Origin of the sequence: Kitasatospora sp. NPDC085879 (genome assembly GCF_040686255.1) — a bacterium.
Taxonomy (GTDB): domain Bacteria; phylum Actinomycetota; class Actinomycetes; order Streptomycetales; family Streptomycetaceae; genus Kitasatospora.
Genome location: NZ_JBFBJZ010000045.1, coordinates 19,763 through 33,586, shown reverse-complemented (window position 1 = coordinate 33,586; position 13,824 = coordinate 19,763). Strand labels below are relative to the sequence as shown.

The window sequence follows — 13,824 nt, the reverse complement described above, 5'->3', positions numbered from 1 at the left end:
CACGATCTGACCAGCGGACTGGACGGCCCTCGCCGTGGACGACGCCGGCCCGCACCTGCGGCTGATCGCGGCCGGGGCGGCCCTGGTGGTCGCCCTCGTCCTGGCGTTCGTCCTCGGACAGCGACGCAAGGACAAGGAGCCGCCGCCCCTGGACCTGCGCCACGAGGACGGGGGCGCAGACGCCGAGCGGCGGGACGGACCGGCGTAGCGGAGGGGTGCGGCAGTCAGCGGGCGGCTGTGGCGCGCCCTGACCGCCTCAGGCGATCGCGCCGAGGTCGGTGGGGCCCCGCTCGGCGGCGGGGCGGCGGACGACGATCGAAGGCCGGCTGCGGAACCGCTGTTCGCCCGGCCCAAGCGCCGCGAGGTCGTCGAAGAGTGCGCTGATCGCGGTGAGGACGGCCTGCTCGTGGCGTGCCTCCTCCCGCGCGGTGGGGCGCTGCGTGCGGGGGCGGGAGTTCGAGTGGTTGGGCACGACGGACTCCTCACGGGTGGAGCGGTCGGGCTCAGGTGAGCTCGGGGTGGCCGAGGAGGTCGGCGAACCCTGCGGGAAGTTCAGTGACGAGGGCGTCGAGTTCGCTGTCGTCCACGGCCTCGGCCACAGCGCGCAGGACGGCGGAAGCGTCCACGACGGCCTCGTCGGCGGTGGTGTCCCGTGCCTCGGCGAGCCGGCCGAGAAAGCCCTCGGTGGTCCAGTGGGCCTCCTCGCCGTCCGAGTCGGTCAGGACCAGGTCGCCCAGTTCCTCGGGGAGTTGGTCCGCGAGAGCCTCTGCGGAGCCCGTTCCCAGCAGTTCGCCCAGCAGGCCGAGCACGGTGGTGACCGCCTCGTCCGTGCCGTCGTCCTCGTAGCCGCCCGCTTCTCGCACCAGGCGGCGGAATTCCTCGTGTTCCATGGCCCGTTCCCTACGACCGGACGGATGGGATCAGTCGGCCTCGGAGGAACCGTCGTCGGACTGCGCGTCGGACGGCGGGTGCTCCGCGTCGGCGTCCTGCTCGGCGACCGGTGTGCCCGCACGTACGGTCTTCACCGTTGGCGTCCTCCGGTCGTCCTGTTCGTCGTCGTGGTGGCCGGGCACTCCCCCGGCGCCGCCCTGCGGGATGTCCTCCATGGCTCCTCCTCCGGTAGTGCGGTCACGGAGTACCGGTCTCGCCTGCCCGGCTTCCCACCTGGCAAAACGCCGCTCGGCTCATGGTGTGCCGATCCCGTGGTTCCACACCGGCCGCATTGGCTGGAAGCGGGTCCGCCCGTCCCCGGCGGAGCCCGACAAGGTGTCCCGAACGAACGGCCGGCCGCCCGGACGGTCGAACCGGCGCAGGACGCGGCTTCGTCCCCACGGACGGTCGACCACGGGAGGTCCCGGCGTGACCGACCCCGGTATCTCCCGCTCCGCACCGGCGGCCCCTCGACCGGGGCGGCCGGGAACGGCGACCAGGACCCGTCGCAGGGCATCCTGGAGGCGACCACGCAGGTGGCGCGGCTGCTCAAGGCGAGCGGCCACCGTTTCGCGCTCGCCGGCAGCGTCGCCGCCTACGCGCACGGAGTGCCGCGGCGGACGCTGCACGACACCGACTTCTGCGGCTGCGGCTGCGGCTGCGGCTGCGGCTGCGGGACGAGATCGGCGCCGTCAGCGATGTCCTCACCAGGTCGGGGCTGCACGTGTGGTCGCCGCCGGAGGACTGGCTGGTCAAGACCGAGTTCCAGGGGCGGCCGGTCGACCTGATCTTCGCCCTCTCCGACTAGCCGGTGAGCGCGGACCTGCTGGAGCGGGCGGCCGCCCGGCCGGTGGACTCGGTGTGGATGCCCGTCCCGGCACGAACCGACCTGATGGCCAGTCAACTCACCGCCTTCTCCGAGCGCCACTGCGGCTTCAGCCGGGTCCTACCCCTCGGCAGCTACCTGCTGGCGGAGGCCATCGACGGGGGCGGGCGGATCTGGCCGTCCACGGCCACGCCCACGCCGGCACCGAGCACGGGATGACCGCCGGCGGGGTGCCCGTAAGGAAGGTGGCGCAGCCGGTCGTCCGGCACGCCTTCGCCCTGTACGAGCTTCACCCGGCCGTCCCGGCCGGGTGCTGAGGCTCTTTCGGTTCGCATGCGGTCGCTGCTGCGTCAGTACGGCAGCGGGCGACCGGACGGGGTCCGCAGGTCGATCGGGGGCCGCGGGCGGCCGCGGCCGGGCTTTGGGGAAATCCGGATCCTGGCCATCACCCTCACCTCCTCGCTTCGGGCCTGCGGAGCGCCTGCCCGGGCATGGCGTTCCCACGCCTCCAACTGCCCTGCGCTTCACGGCGACCCGCCGTCCGGGCAGGTACCGGAACCGGCTCACCCTACGCGCCGGTCCCTGCCCTGCCCCGCGGCCATACGGCGGCGGATCACCATGAGGTCGAGCGCGGCGATGCCGGCGAAGGCCAGGCAGAGGAGCGCGAAGACGGCGAAGGTGGTGCCGTTCGGGGCGGGCCCCGTGCCCGCCGTCCCGGCAAGGACGGCGAAGGCGACCGTGCCCACCACGAAGAAGCCCAGGAAGATCCGCGACAGCAGACGCCTGAGCTCCAGGTCGGTGCGGGCCGTGACCGGCTCCGTGCCGCGACGCAGCGGCTCCTGGGGTCGCCACTGCGGCGAGGTGCGGCCCGGTCCGTGCGGGGCGTGCGGGTAGTCGTGCCGTTCCCCGGGTCGACGGGCGCCGTCCGGGGTGCGCTTACGGATGGTCATCACGGGCTCCTCGCGGCCGTGTGTCCCGCTCGGGCGGCTGCCCGTCCGGGGCCCGGCCGCGCGGTCCCGCAGGGCTGATTCCCGATCCGCGGGCCGGGCAGGCGCGGGGTGGACGGAAGGAGAGCGCCGTGGCCCATCGCACCGGGCTTGCCGGACCGAACGGGCAGGACGGCGGGTCCGCGACACCTCGGTGTACCGGACCCGCCCGTGCCTCGGGCCTTCCGCCCGAGGCCCCCGGCTACCGTCACCAGCGGTACCACCGAGACTGCCCGGAGGTACCTCGGACGAAGAAGCCCACCAGCCACAGGACCAGCACGGCCAGCGCGATCCACCACAGCAGGTGGAGGGCGAACCCGGCGCCGAACAGCACCAGGATCAGCAGCAGGACGAGCAACAGCGCAACCATGATCGATCACCTTCCCGCTCGGCGTGTGCCCGGCGGTGACCAGGTCAATCCACGTGGATCCGGAAGGGCCGGAAACGAGAGGACGCGGCGATGACCCTGCAGCATCCGGCACGGAAGGGCGAGGACGGCCGCCGGGGCCCGTTCGAGCGGTTCGCCGAGCTGGCGTCGAACTTCACCGCCTCGCCGCTGTTCGCCGGCCTGTGCCTGCTGCTGGTGGCGGCGTTCGTGGCCGTGCACGCGGCGGGGCTCGGCGCGGAGTGGCAACTGGTCGTCGGGGACACGATGACCGCCGTCACACTGCTTCTGCTCGCCATGCTGAAGAACTCGGAGCGACGCACCGAGCACGCGATCCAGCGCAAGCTCGACGCCATCGCCGAGGCACTGCTCGAACTTCAGGAGGACCAGCCGGGCGACGCCCACGAGCGCCTCCGGGAGGCCGTCGGCATGGAGGAGCGGCTGTAGCGCGAGCTCGGCCAGGCCGACGGACTGTCACTGCGGCTCGTTGGTGCCGCGTCCGGCGCGGTCCTACGTCCCGCGGCCGGCGAGTTCGCCGGCGATCAGCAGGCCGAGCCCGCGGGATCCACCGGTGACCAGCGCGGTCGCACCGCGGAAACGGTCGCTGTGGTGGCTGGACATGGTCGGCCTCGTCTCCGGTGTCCGGCCCGCGCGGGAACTCCCCCGCGGGCGCCTGTCCGACGCCCGCGGCCGCAAACGCGGGCCGGGCCGCCGTTTCCGCCCGGTGGCGATGGGCAGCCGCGACCACCGGACGACGAGAGCGGCGGCGGAGAGGCTGGTCGACGTGAAGGCAGTGGTGTTCAAGGGGCCGTACGAGGTGTCGGTCGAGGAGGTGCCCGACCCGAGGCCGGAGGCGCCCGGGGACGCGGTCGTGCGCATCACCACGACCAACATCTGCGGGTCCGACCTGCACATGTACGAGGAGCGGACCTCGGTGGAGGAGGGCAAGGTCCTCGGCCACGAGAACATGGGCATCGTCGAGGCGACCGGCCCTGGCGTCACCCGGATCGAGCCGGGCGACCGGGTGTCCGTCCCGTTCAACATCGCCTGTGGCAGCTGCCGCAACTGCGTGGACGGGCTGACGGCCTTCTGCCTCCGCACGAACCCCACCGAGGGTGTCGACGGCGCGGCCTACGGCTACGCGAACATGGGCCCGTACGGCGGCGGGCAGGCCGAGTACCTGCGGGTGCCGCACGCGGACTTCAACCTGCTGGAGCTCCCGGCGGGCACCGAGCACGAGAACGACTTCACCATGCTGTCGGACATCTTCCCGACCGGCTGGCACGGCACCGAGCTGGCCGGTATGCGGCCGGGCGACACCGTCGCCGTGTTCGGCGCCGGCCCGGTCGGCCTGCTGGCCGCCCACAGCGCGGTGATCCGCGGCGCCGCGCGGGTGTTCGTCGTCGACGAGGAACCGGACCGGCTGGCGCTCGCCGAGCGGATCGGCGCCGAGCCCGTCGACTTCTCCGCGGCCGACCCGGTCGAGCAGATCACCGGCGCCACGCACGGCGCCGGCGCGGACTGCGGCGTCGAGGCCGTCGGCTACCAGGCGCACGACCCGACCGGCCGGGAGCACTCCGAACTGGTGCTGGACCAGCTGGTCAAGGCCGTCCGGACGGCGGGCGGCATCGGTGTGGTCGGCGTCCACGTCCCCGAGGACCCGGAGGCCGCCGCCGAGGGCGCAAAGGACGGCCGGATCGGCTTCGACTACGGCACCTTCTTCACCAAGGGCCAGCGGATGGGCACCGGCCAGTGCCCGGTGAAGCGGTACAACGCCCGGCTGCGCGACCTCATCGTCGCCGGGCGGGCGGAGCCGTCCTTCCTGGTCTCCCACGAACTGCCGCTCACCGAGGCCCCCCGGGGCTACCGCTGCTTCGACCACCGGGACGACGGCTGGACGAAGGTCCTGCTGCACCCGACGGTCCTTGCGGCCTGACCGCGCACCGCACGGACGGAGGAACGACACCATGACGGACCGCGAGGGCGAGCGGTGGCTCGCCATCTACCTCAACGACCACCTGGCCGGCGCCTACGGCGGCGCGGCGCTCGCCCGCCGGATCGCCCGCGAGCATCCGACCGACCCGGACTCCCCCGACCTGCGGTCGCTGGCCCGGGAGATCGCCGAGGACCGCGACGAACTCGTCGCCCTGATGCGGGCGCTCGGCGTCCGGCCCCGGCGGCACCGGATGCTGCTGGGTGCGGCCGCGGAGCTGGCCGGCCGGCTGAAGCTCAACGGGCGGGTACTGCGCCGCTCGCCGCTGAGCGACCTGCTGGAGACCGAGGCGATGCGCTCCGGTGTCCAGGGCAAGACCGCGCTCTGGCGGGCGCTGCGGGCGGCGTCCTCGGACGACCTTCTCGACGCCCGGCTGCGGCGCCTGTCGGCGCGGGCCGACCGCCAGGCGGAGGTACTCGACGCCCGGCACGCCGAGGCCGCCGAGCTGCTGCGGCACGCCCTCGACCGGACCTGGCGGGCGGCGAAGCGCCCCGATCGGGTGCACGGCACCGTGCCGGAGCACGTCTGACCGCACCGGCCGTCAGCTCTGCGCGGCGACGGCCACGCAGAGCACGGCGACGCCGACGGCCAGCCAGGCGAGGTAGTCGCCGAGATGGCCGGAGTGCAGCCGCCGCAGGCCGCGCACGGCCCGGGCGGCGGCCCGCGGGCGGCGGTGGGTGTCGGGCTGCCGCACCAGGGCGGTGGTGTGACCGGCCGTCATTCCGTTCCTCCGTCCGTGGTGTCGTGGTCGTCGTCGCGGTCGTGCTCGTCGCCGCGGCCGGTGACGAAGCGGGTGAAGACGAGTGTCCCGGCGGGGGCGAGGACGGCCAGCACCAGCGCGAGGTCCTGGTAGGACGGCCGGTCGTAGGCCTCGCGCAGCAGCAGGAACACCGCGCCGACGACGCTCGACAGCAGGCAGAGCCCGATGAGCCGGCCGACGGTTCCGCCCCTCGACAGCGCCCACACGCAGGCGGGGACGTCGGCGGCGAGCAGAACCAGGGCGGCGGCGGTCCAGGCGTTCACCGTCGCTCTCCCGGGTCGGTGACCGCCTGCTCCACCGGCCCCGGGCACCGGTCGAGGGTGTGCAGCAGGGGGTCGTCCTCGTGTGGCAGGTCGAGGACGCAGGTGTCCGGCGAGGCGGCCAGCACGACGGCCGCCCATCCGGGGTCGGCGCCCTCCCGCAGGACGGTCCGGCGTACCGTCGCTCCGTCGTCGCGGCGCCGCACCACCGCGGCCGACAGCGCGGCGCACCCGCACGGCACCGCCCACGGCAGCCGCAACACCGCCTGCCCGGCGCCGCGGGCACCCCGCCACCCGACACCCGCGGCGCGGCGCATGGCGCGGGCCGTGCAGGCCGCACCGAGCGCCGCCGTGGCGGCGACCAGTGTCTCGACGGGCGACACGGTGCTGATCGACACCACCGTCACTCCCGTCAGCGCGGCCCACCAGACGGCGGTCTCGACCGGACCCGCGGCCACCGCCTTGTCCTTCCGTCGAACGGCCATCTGTTCATCGGCCGTCCGGGCCGAGGGCCCGAGCGGCGGTCAGTCCGGCGGCTCGACGGGCTCGGCCGGGCCGGGTTCGGTGTCCGGTTCCCCGTCCGGCGGCCGCGGGTGGGGCGGTTCCGGCGGCGGGGTCGGCGAGCCGGGAGGCGGGGGCGGGTCGGGCGGCACCGGGGTGACGTCCGGGTCGGGGGACACGGGGACGGATCCCATGGTGGTCACTCCTGTCGTACGGGGGTCGGAGGCGCGCCGGGGCTCTCCGCCGCGCTCCGTCCCGGATCCATCGCGGTCTGCGGGCCGGGGATCCGTGACGCTGGCCCGGGCAGCGCCGCCCGTAGCCCCGGCATCACCCGTCCTGCCGTCCGCAGGCCTCGGGCTGCGAGGGTGCCGAGCAGGTGCGCGGCCTGCTGCTGGCGGCTGCGGGCCCGCGCCCGGTCGTCGAAGCGGCCGTGCGAGCCGGGGGCGTCGGCCGGCCGGGGCTCGCCGCTCTGGGTCGGCGACGTCGGCCTCGATGGCGATCGCCTTCGCGGCACCGGCCGGCTCGGCCTCGTGGACGGCGCCGTCGAGTATCCGGCGCGGCCGCGGGCGATCAGCGCGAGCCGGTCGCCGCGTGCGGCGAAGGCGGCGGCGCAGGCCCGCCCGATGCCTCCGGTCGCCCCGGTGATCACGACGGTCCGGGCGGCGGCTTGGTGGCCTGTCATACCGTGCGGCTTTCCGGTCCGGGTCCGGGCAAACGGGGGCGGTGGCCACGTGCCGGGTCAGGACCGCAGGGCCGGCAGGACGAGTTCGCGGTAGGCGTCGAAGAAGACCTCCTGGTCGGGGCCGACCTGGCCGACGTACACCTCGTCGAAGCCGGCCCGGGCGTAGCCGCGCACCGTGTCGATGTGCTGCTGGGCGTCGTCGCCGCAGGTCACCGCCTCGGCGACCATCGCGCGGGTGACGAGCTCGCCGGCCTGCTCGAAGTGGGCGGGCGTGGGGAGGATCTGCGCGAGTTCGCCGGGCAGGAGTTCGGTGGGCCACAGCCGGTGGACGGTGTCGACCGCCTTGTCCCGGTTGCTGCTCCAGCAGACCTTCGCCCCGCCGACGACGGGCTTGCCGGCGCCTCCGCCGTCCCGGAAGGCCGCGACCAGGTCGGCGTCGGGCGTCATGGTGACGAAGCCGTCGCCGATCCGGCCGGCCAGCTCGGCCGCGTTCGGCCCGAAGCCCGAGACGTACACCGGCAGCGGCCCGTCGGGCGGGGTGTAGAGCCGGGCGTTGTCGACCGTGTAGTGCCGGCCGCGGTGGCTGACGAGCCCGCCGGTGAACAGCTCCCTCATCACCGCGACGGCCTCCTCCAGCATCGCGGCGCGGTCGTCGAAGGACGGCCACCGGTCGCCGTGGATGTGCTCGTTGAGCGCCTCGCCGGTGCCCACGCCGAGGGCGAAGCGGCCACCCAGCAGCACGCTGGACGTCGCCGCGGCCTGGGCCGTGACAGCGGGGTGCAGCCGCACCGTCGGGCAGGTCACGAGGGTGGTGACCGGCAGGTCGACGACCTGCGACAGTGCGCCGATCACCGACCAGACGAACGGACTGTTGCCCTGCGCGTCGTTCCACGGGTGGAAGTGGTCGGAGATCGCCAGCCGGGTGAAGCCCGCCTGCCGCGCGCGCCGGGCCTGGTCGATCAGCTCGGCGGGCGTGAACTCCTCGCACGACAGGAAGTAGCCGTAGTCGGTCATGGCATGGTGGTCCTCTCTGTGCCGGCCCCCTTGCGGCGGCTACCCGGGGCGCCGCGGCGGACACGTCGGCGCGGCCCGGGAGGACTGCTCAGGAGGACAGCAGTGCGGTGATGCACCCGTCCCAGTCGATCCGGGCACCCTCCGACCCGACCGGGACGAGGTCGGTGGTGGCGGCCAGGAACCGCGCCAGGTGGCCGAGCGGCGTGTGCAGCAGGGCCGTGTCGGCGCTCCGGCCCAGGGCGACGAACAGGTCGGTGCCACAGCACGGCTCGACGCGGACGTCGCCGGCCCCGGCCGGTCCGTGCAGGCCGGCCAGCAGCAGCTCGCGCGAGACGATCCAGGTCGCTCCGGGGTCGAAGGCCCGGAAGTCGAGGTGGACGGCGAACGGGTCGTCGGCGCGGTACCGCAGAACGGCGTCGATGTCGTGGACCGAGTCGGCTCCAGTGATCAGCCGCATGGGCATGCGGGCGGTGACACCTTCCATCTGTGCGCTGTCCCTTCGCCGACTGGTACCGCGTACGGTGTGGCCCCCGTCTGCCCCTCTGCTCCCGTACTCACACCCGTCGATGACGCCCCGTCATGATGGCTCGGCGAGCCGGACCGCGGCCTCCAGCAGGAGCGCGTGGACGAAAGCCTGCGGCAGGTTGCCGCGCAGCTGGCGCTGGGCGACGTCGAACTCCTCTGCGTCCAGCCCTGCTGGCCCGCACGCGGCGCGGTTGCGTTCGTACCAGCGCACGGCCTCGACGAGTTTGCCGCGCTGGTGCTCGGCCAGTGCCATGACGAAGCCGCAGAGCAGGAAGGCCCCCTCGGCGTCCTCCAGGGGGCGGCGGTCATGGCGGAAGCGGTAGACGTAGTGGTCCTGGACGAGGTCGGTACGGACGGCCCGCAGGGTGGCCGTGGTCCGCGGGTCGTCGGCGGGCAGGGCACCGCGGACTGCGGGCAGCAGCAGTGCGGCGTCCACCGCGCGGTCGGTCGGGGTGCGTTGCCAGCGGCCGGTGGGGTGCAGGCTGTCAGCCGCGGTGTCGGCGACGATCCGGTCCGCGAGCGCCTCCCAGCGGGCGGCTCGGCCGCTGTCGGCGCCGGGCGCGGAGGCGGCGAGGGCGGAGGCGGCGAGGGCGCGCAGTCCAGCGGCGCAGACGAGTCGGCTGTGTGTCCAGCGGTCGTCGTGGAGTTCCCAGATCCCGGCGTCCGGCTCGTCGCGGCGCGTCTCGACGGCCGGGCGGCGACCAGGGCCGCCCGCCGGCCGTCTGCGTCGAGCCGGCCGGCGCGGGCGGCGGCCGCGAGCAGCAGCAGGCTTTCGCCCAGGGTGTCCAGTTGGAACTGCCGGTTGACGTGGTTTCCGACGACGTCGAAGCCGCCGGGGTAGCCGGGCAGGTCGAGGGTCCGCCGGTCGGGCCCGGTGGCCCCGGTCAGGGTGTAGGCGGGGGCGAGGGCCGGGCCGTCCGCGAGCAGGCGGGCGGCGACGAACCGCACGGAGTCGTCGAGGAGGGGGTGCGTGCCGGCCGCCGCGGCGGCCTGGCCGATGTAGCACTGGTCGCGGATCCACGCACCGGTAGTCGTAGTTGCGGCTCTGTTCGGCCCGTTCGGGCAGGCTGGTGGTCGCGGCGGCGACGGTGCCGCCGGCCCGGGCCGTCATGCCGCGCAGCACGGCGACGGCGTGCCGGGCGTCGCGGCGCCCGAGCGCGTACGGCAGGTCGGGGACGCAGGCGGCCCAGGAGTCCTCGGTGGCACGCCAGAGGCGGTCCGCGGGCTTCGGGCTCGGGCAGTGGCCGGTCGGAGATTTCGAGGATCAGGTCGTGATGCGTGTCGGCGTCCAGGCGTACGGAGGTGCGGAGCAACGCGTCCCCGGGGCCGGCCGGTCGGGCGCCGGGGGCGCCGGTCCAGCGCAGGTGCAGGCCGCCGGCCCGGGCGGTCCAGCGCCCGGCGTCGTCCCGGTGCGGGTCGCGCGGTGGTGGGCGCCGAACCCCGCTGCCGCGTGCAGGCGCACGTCGAGCCGGGCGTCGCCGTCGACGGCCAGGATCCGGCGGAGCAGCACGCGCGGTGCGGGTCGCCGGGGTGGGCGAGGGCTTCGCGGCATTCGACGATGCCGCCGGTGGTGGTCCAGCGGCTGCGCCAGATCAGGGTGCCGCTCTCGTAGTAGCCGGCCCGCACGACGGGTTCGGCGGGGGGTGACGGAGCAGTGGCCGGCGCCGCCGATCAGGGCGGCGAAGACGGTGTCGCTGTCCCAGGCGGGCGCGCACAGCCACACGATGATGCCGCGCGGACCGACCAGGGCGCCGCGCTCGCCGTCGGCGAGCAGGGCGTAGTCGCGCAGCGCGTGCGGGGTGGGGCGTCACCGCTGGAAGGTGTGAGTTCCTCTCTGCCGGGCTGTCAGGTGGCCCGGAGGTGCTCGGCCTCCTGCGGTCTGAGGGTCAGTCCGAGGCCGGGAGCGCCGGAGCCGCCGGGGCGGATGCTGCCGCCGGTGGGGTCCATGGCGCCGTCGAAGAGCCGGCTCTCGATCCGGACGTGGTCGTGGAACCACTCGAGGTGGCGGAGGTTGGGGATCGCTCCGGCGGCGTGGGCGTGGGCGTGGACGTGCAGGGCGCAGTGGCCGGACAGCTGGAGGCCGCACGCCTCGGCAAGGTCTGCGGCGCGCAGCCAGACGGTGATACCGCCGCAGCGGGTGGCGTCCGCCTGCAGGCAGTCGACGGCCGGGGCCATCCGGGCGAAGGAGGGCAGGTCGTAGCCGTACTCAGTCCGTGCCACGGCTTTCCGTGCCGGTCCTGGGTGGCCTGGATCAGCTGCTTCTGCAGGTCGGGCGCGAGGTCGGCGAAGGAGGCGGCGCCGTGCCGCTCGGCGGCGTCCTCGTCGAGGGTGGCGAGGGTGGCCCGCCAGGCGTCGCCGTCCTCGGGCATGTCGGCGTAACGCCAGCCGTCGGTCTGCGCCTCGGCGAGGCGGGCGTCGACCATCTGCAGGACGGGGACCTCGGGCGCGCCGGGCGGGCCGTCCTGGGCGAGCAGCCGGTCGAACAGGGCGCCTGCGGTGGCCTCCTCGGCGGGGGTGAAGAACCGCAGGTCGGGTTGGAGCGCGAGCCGTCCGACGACGGTGGCGGCGGTGGCCGGGTCCCACTCGCCGACCCGGTCGAGGACGTCGAGGTGCGGGAAGCCGCGGCCGCTCTCCCCCGAGGGGACGCGGCGGCCGGCCGGCAGGCGCTGTCCTCGCACGGCTCACCTCTCCCGGCGCAGCACGGCGGCGAGCAGGCCCATGCCGCCGACCATGGTGACCAGCAGCGGTGCGAAGAGCGGTGGGCCGGTCTCAAGACGTTGAAGCGGACCATCGACCATTCGCCGGGTTTCCGCGCGATGCCGCGCACGTGCAGCCAGGTGCCCTGCAGGCCGTTGGCGACGACGGCCGCGGAGACCGCCGGCAGCACGGTGTGCGCGGCGCGCTCGCTGCGGAAGCCGGCGACCCCGGCCGCCGCCCCGAGCGGGCCCAGGACGACGGGCCACCACATCATCCGGTTCCCGAAGCCCGCCCGGTCGTGCTCCAGGTAGATCTCCGCCGTCGTGACGAGCGCGCCCGCGGCCGTCAGCAGCGACATGGACCGTTCGAACCGCCCGTGCCGGACACCGGCGACCAGCCGTCCGACCGTCGAGGCGGGCGCCGCGGTGCCCCGCGTCATCGCGCTCACCCCTTCCCCCGGCCGGGCAGGAACTCCTGGATCTTGGCCTTCATGCCCTGCTTCACCACGGCGGCGCGGTCGCTGTCGCCGTGCAGCACCGCGGAGGCGGCCGACGTGATCTGGTCCCAGCTGGCGTGCGGCGGGATCGGCGGCACGGCCGGGTCGGTGCGGAAGTCGATGACGAACGGGCGGTCAGAGGCGAGGGCCTGACGCCACACCGGCTCCACGTCCTCCGGTTGTTCGACCCGTACGCCGTACAGGCCGAGGAGCACCGCGATGTCGGCGTACCGGACGTCCGGGAGGCTCTGCGAGGCCTCGAACCGGGGGGCGCCTTGCATGGCGCGCATCTCCCACGTGACCTGGTTGAGGTCGTGGTTGTTGAGGACGGCGACGATCAGCCGTGGGTCCGACCACTCCTGGTAGTACTTGGCCGCGGTGATCAGCTCGGCGAGTCCGTTCATCTGCGTGGCGCCGTCGCCGACGATCGCGATGGCCGGCCGGTCCGGGTGGGCGAACTTCGCGCCGATCGTGTAGGGCACGCCGGGGCCCATGGTGGCGAGGGTGCCGGAGAGCGAGCCGCGCATGGTGCCGCGCATTCGCAGGTGCCGGGCGTACCAGTTGGCGGCCGACCCGGAGTCCGCGGCGAGGATCGCGTTCTCGGGCAGCAGGGCGTCGAGGGCGTGCACCACGTGCTCGGGGTTGAGCGGGTCCGCCGGCACCTCGGCGCGGCGCTGCATGACCTCCCACCAGCGGGCGGTGTTCTCCTCGACGGTCTTGCGCCAGGTGCGGTCCTCCTTGTGCTCCAGCAGCGGGATCAGGCGGCGCAGCGACTCGGCGGCGTCGCCGACCAGGTTGGCCTCGAACGGGTAGCGCAGCCCGACCATCGACGGGTCGAGCTCGATCTGGACCGCCCGGGCCTGGTCGAACTCGGGCAGGAACTGGGTGTAGGGGAAGCTGGAGCCGACCACCAGCAGGGTGTCGCAGTCCCGCATCAGCTCGTAGGACGGGCGGGTGCCGAGCAGGCCGATCGCCCCGGTCACGTACGTCAGGGTGTCCGGCAGGACGTCCTTGCCGAGCAGCGCCTTCGCCACCCCGGCGCCGAGCAGCTCGGCGGTCTCCTCGACCTCCGCGCGGGCGTGCCGGGCGCCCTGCCCGACCAGCATCGCGACCTTCTCTCCCGCGTTGAGGATCTCGGCCGCGCGGGCCAGGTCCTCCTCCGCCGGGATCGGCGCCCACCGACCGGTGCCGAGGCTGGAGGGGACCTGTTTGAAGGCGTGTGCCGGCGGCTCGTACTCCAGCTCCTGCACGTCCGCCGGGATGATCACCGCGGTGACGGTGCGCCTGGCCGCGGCCACCCGCATCGCTCGGTCCAGCACGTTCGGCAGCTGCTCGGGAACGGTGACCATCTCGCAGAACTCCGAGGCCACGTCCTTGTACAGGGTCAGCAGGTCGACCTCCTGCTGGTAGGAACCGCCCATCGCGCTGCGGTCGGTCTGGCCGACGATCGCCACCACCGGTACATGGTCGAGCCTCGCGTCGTACAGGCCGTTCAGCAGGTGAATGGCGCCCGGCCCCGAGGTGGCGACACACACGCCCGTCCGGCCGGAGAACTTGGCGTAGCCGACGGCCTGGAACGCGGCCATCTCCTCGTGCCGGGCCTGCACGAACCGGGGCCGGTCCTCGGCCCTGCCCCAGGCCGCCAGCAGTCCGTTGATCCCGTCGCCGGGATAGGCGAAGACGTGGTCGACCTCCCATTGCCTGAGGCGCTGCAGTACGTAGTCGGAGACCTTCATCGGCCGGCTCCTTCTGCTCCGCTCGGTCGCACG

The 13,824-nt window shown here is 74.4% G+C and carries 19 protein-coding genes and 4 pseudogenes; 5 read left to right on the top strand and 18 right to left on the bottom strand.

What is annotated here, in order from left to right; translation table 11 throughout:
* The first annotated feature begins 34 nt into the window (after positions 1–34).
* Complete coding sequence (locus tag AB0P35_RS28745) at positions 35–208, top strand: hypothetical protein (RefSeq protein WP_363516306.1); 174 nt, start codon at positions 35–37, stop codon at positions 206–208.
* 48 nt (positions 209–256) lie between these two features.
* Here the strand turns inward: AB0P35_RS28745 and AB0P35_RS28740 are convergent, their stop codons facing one another.
* The 3 genes from AB0P35_RS28740 to AB0P35_RS28730 are packed head-to-tail and all read right to left on the bottom strand — an operon-like array spanning position 257 to position 1,106.
* Positions 257–472, bottom strand: coding sequence for a hypothetical protein (locus AB0P35_RS28740; RefSeq protein WP_363516303.1), 216 nt, complete (start codon positions 470–472; stop codon positions 257–259).
* A 31-nt stretch (positions 473–503) separates the two neighbouring features.
* A complete protein-coding gene (locus AB0P35_RS28735) occupies positions 504–890 on the bottom strand; it encodes a DUF2267 domain-containing protein (RefSeq protein WP_363516300.1) in 387 nt (128 codons plus the stop codon).
* A 30-nt stretch (positions 891–920) separates the two neighbouring features.
* Positions 921–1,106: a hypothetical protein gene (locus tag AB0P35_RS28730; protein WP_095878061.1), complete on the bottom strand. Its 186-nt coding sequence runs from the start codon at positions 1,104–1,106 to the stop codon at positions 921–923.
* 776 nt (positions 1,107–1,882) lie between these two features.
* Here AB0P35_RS28730 and AB0P35_RS28725 point away from each other — a divergent pair.
* A pseudogene (locus AB0P35_RS28725) lies at positions 1,883–2,073 on the top strand (metallophosphoesterase); the annotation flags it as partial.
* Positions 2,074–2,319: 246 nt separating this feature from the next.
* Here the strand turns inward: AB0P35_RS28725 and AB0P35_RS28720 are convergent.
* Both AB0P35_RS28720 and AB0P35_RS28715 read right to left on the bottom strand, forming a co-directional pair.
* Positions 2,320–2,706, bottom strand: coding sequence for a hypothetical protein (locus AB0P35_RS28720; RefSeq protein WP_363516297.1), 387 nt, complete (start codon positions 2,704–2,706; stop codon positions 2,320–2,322).
* Between the two features lie 244 nt (positions 2,707–2,950).
* Positions 2,951–3,112 carry a hydrophobic protein gene (locus AB0P35_RS28715; RefSeq protein WP_095878063.1) on the bottom strand — a complete coding sequence of 54 codons (162 nt, stop codon included), beginning with the start codon at positions 3,110–3,112 and terminating at the stop codon, positions 2,951–2,953.
* A gap of 90 nt (positions 3,113–3,202) precedes the next feature.
* On the opposite strand from AB0P35_RS28715, the gene AB0P35_RS28710 reads away from it, so the two are divergent.
* From AB0P35_RS28710 to AB0P35_RS28700, 3 genes are all read left to right on the top strand, one after another.
* On the top strand, positions 3,203–3,574 hold the full coding sequence (locus AB0P35_RS28710; RefSeq protein WP_363516294.1) for a low affinity iron permease family protein: 372 nt from the start codon (positions 3,203–3,205) through the stop codon (positions 3,572–3,574).
* Positions 3,575–3,911: 337 nt separating this feature from the next.
* Entirely contained in the window at positions 3,912–5,063 is a 1,152-nt protein-coding gene (locus AB0P35_RS28705) for a glutathione-independent formaldehyde dehydrogenase (protein ID WP_363516399.1), read from the top strand.
* A gap of 31 nt (positions 5,064–5,094) precedes the next feature.
* Positions 5,095–5,649, top strand: coding sequence for a hypothetical protein (locus AB0P35_RS28700; protein WP_363516291.1), 555 nt, complete (start codon positions 5,095–5,097; stop codon positions 5,647–5,649).
* A 12-nt stretch (positions 5,650–5,661) separates the two neighbouring features.
* On the opposite strand, the gene AB0P35_RS28695 is transcribed toward AB0P35_RS28700, so the two are convergent.
* The 13 genes and pseudogenes from AB0P35_RS28695 to AB0P35_RS28635 form a co-directional block, all read right to left on the bottom strand.
* Positions 5,662–5,841, bottom strand: a complete 180-nt coding sequence (locus AB0P35_RS28695; protein WP_363516288.1) for a hypothetical protein — start codon at positions 5,839–5,841, stop codon at positions 5,662–5,664.
* Entirely contained in the window at positions 5,838–6,143 is a 306-nt protein-coding gene (locus tag AB0P35_RS28690; protein ID WP_363516285.1) for an MrpF/PhaF family protein, read from the bottom strand. The genes AB0P35_RS28695 and AB0P35_RS28690 overlap by 4 nt, the downstream gene beginning before the upstream one ends.
* Positions 6,140–6,625, bottom strand: coding sequence for a hypothetical protein (locus AB0P35_RS28685; protein ID WP_363516282.1), 486 nt, complete (start codon positions 6,623–6,625; stop codon positions 6,140–6,142). Before AB0P35_RS28685 ends, AB0P35_RS28690 begins: the two co-directional genes overlap by 4 nt.
* 39 nt (positions 6,626–6,664) lie before the next feature.
* Positions 6,665–6,835 (bottom strand): hypothetical protein, encoded by a 171-nt coding sequence (locus tag AB0P35_RS28680; protein WP_363516279.1) that lies wholly within the window; start codon positions 6,833–6,835, stop codon positions 6,665–6,667.
* Positions 6,836–6,840: 5 nt separating this feature from the next.
* On the bottom strand, positions 6,841–7,323 hold the full coding sequence (locus AB0P35_RS28675; RefSeq protein WP_363516276.1) for a hypothetical protein: 483 nt from the start codon (positions 7,321–7,323) through the stop codon (positions 6,841–6,843).
* A 57-nt stretch (positions 7,324–7,380) separates the two neighbouring features.
* The gene (locus AB0P35_RS28670; RefSeq protein WP_363516273.1) at positions 7,381–8,337 is read right to left on the bottom strand and encodes a TIGR03557 family F420-dependent LLM class oxidoreductase; all 957 of its coding nucleotides are present in this window, start codon (positions 8,335–8,337) and stop codon (positions 7,381–7,383) included.
* An 88-nt stretch (positions 8,338–8,425) separates the two neighbouring features.
* Positions 8,426–8,800 carry an SsgA family sporulation/cell division regulator gene (locus tag AB0P35_RS28665; protein ID WP_363516270.1) on the bottom strand — a complete coding sequence of 125 codons (375 nt, stop codon included), beginning with the start codon at positions 8,798–8,800 and terminating at the stop codon, positions 8,426–8,428.
* Positions 8,801–8,914: 114 nt separating this feature from the next.
* Entirely contained in the window at positions 8,915–9,517 is a 603-nt protein-coding gene (locus AB0P35_RS28660) for a glycoside hydrolase family 15 protein (RefSeq protein WP_363516396.1), read from the bottom strand.
* 140 nt (positions 9,518–9,657) lie between these two features.
* Positions 9,658–9,861: pseudogene (locus AB0P35_RS28655) on the bottom strand (glycoside hydrolase family 15 protein); the annotation flags it as partial.
* Between the two features lie 265 nt (positions 9,862–10,126).
* On the bottom strand, positions 10,127–10,585 hold the full coding sequence (locus tag AB0P35_RS28650; RefSeq protein WP_363516268.1) for a hypothetical protein: 459 nt from the start codon (positions 10,583–10,585) through the stop codon (positions 10,127–10,129).
* A gap of 122 nt (positions 10,586–10,707) precedes the next feature.
* Positions 10,708–11,082 (bottom strand): annotated as a pseudogene (locus AB0P35_RS28645) (enolase C-terminal domain-like protein); the annotation flags it as partial.
* 65 nt (positions 11,083–11,147) lie between these two features.
* Positions 11,148–11,540: pseudogene (locus tag AB0P35_RS28640) on the bottom strand (gluconate 2-dehydrogenase subunit 3 family protein); the annotation flags it as partial.
* A 463-nt stretch (positions 11,541–12,003) separates the two neighbouring features.
* A complete protein-coding gene (locus AB0P35_RS28635; RefSeq protein ID WP_363516266.1) occupies positions 12,004–13,791 on the bottom strand; it encodes a thiamine pyrophosphate-requiring protein in 1,788 nt (595 codons plus the stop codon).
* Positions 13,792–13,824 lie beyond the last annotated feature (33 nt).

What these genes read in the sequence shown, in the direction of transcription:
- AB0P35_RS28665 (WP_363516270.1), bottom strand. Translation starts at nt 8,800, where the DNA reads ATGCCCATGCGGCTGATCACTGGAGCCGACTCGGTCCACGACATCGAC.
- AB0P35_RS28700 (WP_363516291.1), top strand. Translation starts at nt 5,095, where the DNA reads ATGACGGACCGCGAGGGCGAGCGGTGGCTCGCCATCTACCTCAACGAC.
- AB0P35_RS28670 (WP_363516273.1), bottom strand. Translation starts at nt 8,337, where the DNA reads ATGACCGACTACGGCTACTTCCTGTCGTGCGAGGAGTTCACGCCCGCC.
- AB0P35_RS28730 (WP_095878061.1), bottom strand. Translation starts at nt 1,106, where the DNA reads ATGGAGGACATCCCGCAGGGCGGCGCCGGGGGAGTGCCCGGCCACCAC.
- AB0P35_RS28685 (WP_363516282.1), bottom strand. Translation starts at nt 6,625, where the DNA reads ATGGCCGTTCGACGGAAGGACAAGGCGGTGGCCGCGGGTCCGGTCGAG.
- AB0P35_RS28710 (WP_363516294.1), top strand. Translation starts at nt 3,203, where the DNA reads ATGACCCTGCAGCATCCGGCACGGAAGGGCGAGGACGGCCGCCGGGGC.
- AB0P35_RS28635 (WP_363516266.1), bottom strand. Translation starts at nt 13,791, where the DNA reads ATGAAGGTCTCCGACTACGTACTGCAGCGCCTCAGGCAATGGGAGGTC.
- AB0P35_RS28680 (WP_363516279.1), bottom strand. Translation starts at nt 6,835, where the DNA reads ATGGGATCCGTCCCCGTGTCCCCCGACCCGGACGTCACCCCGGTGCCG.
- AB0P35_RS28720 (WP_363516297.1), bottom strand. Translation starts at nt 2,706, where the DNA reads ATGACCATCCGTAAGCGCACCCCGGACGGCGCCCGTCGACCCGGGGAA.
- AB0P35_RS28695 (WP_363516288.1), bottom strand. Translation starts at nt 5,841, where the DNA reads ATGACGGCCGGTCACACCACCGCCCTGGTGCGGCAGCCCGACACCCAC.
- AB0P35_RS28675 (WP_363516276.1), bottom strand. Translation starts at nt 7,323, where the DNA reads ATGACAGGCCACCAAGCCGCCGCCCGGACCGTCGTGATCACCGGGGCG.
- AB0P35_RS28715 (WP_095878063.1), bottom strand. Translation starts at nt 3,112, where the DNA reads ATGGTTGCGCTGTTGCTCGTCCTGCTGCTGATCCTGGTGCTGTTCGGC.
- AB0P35_RS28735 (WP_363516300.1), bottom strand. Translation starts at nt 890, where the DNA reads ATGGAACACGAGGAATTCCGCCGCCTGGTGCGAGAAGCGGGCGGCTAC.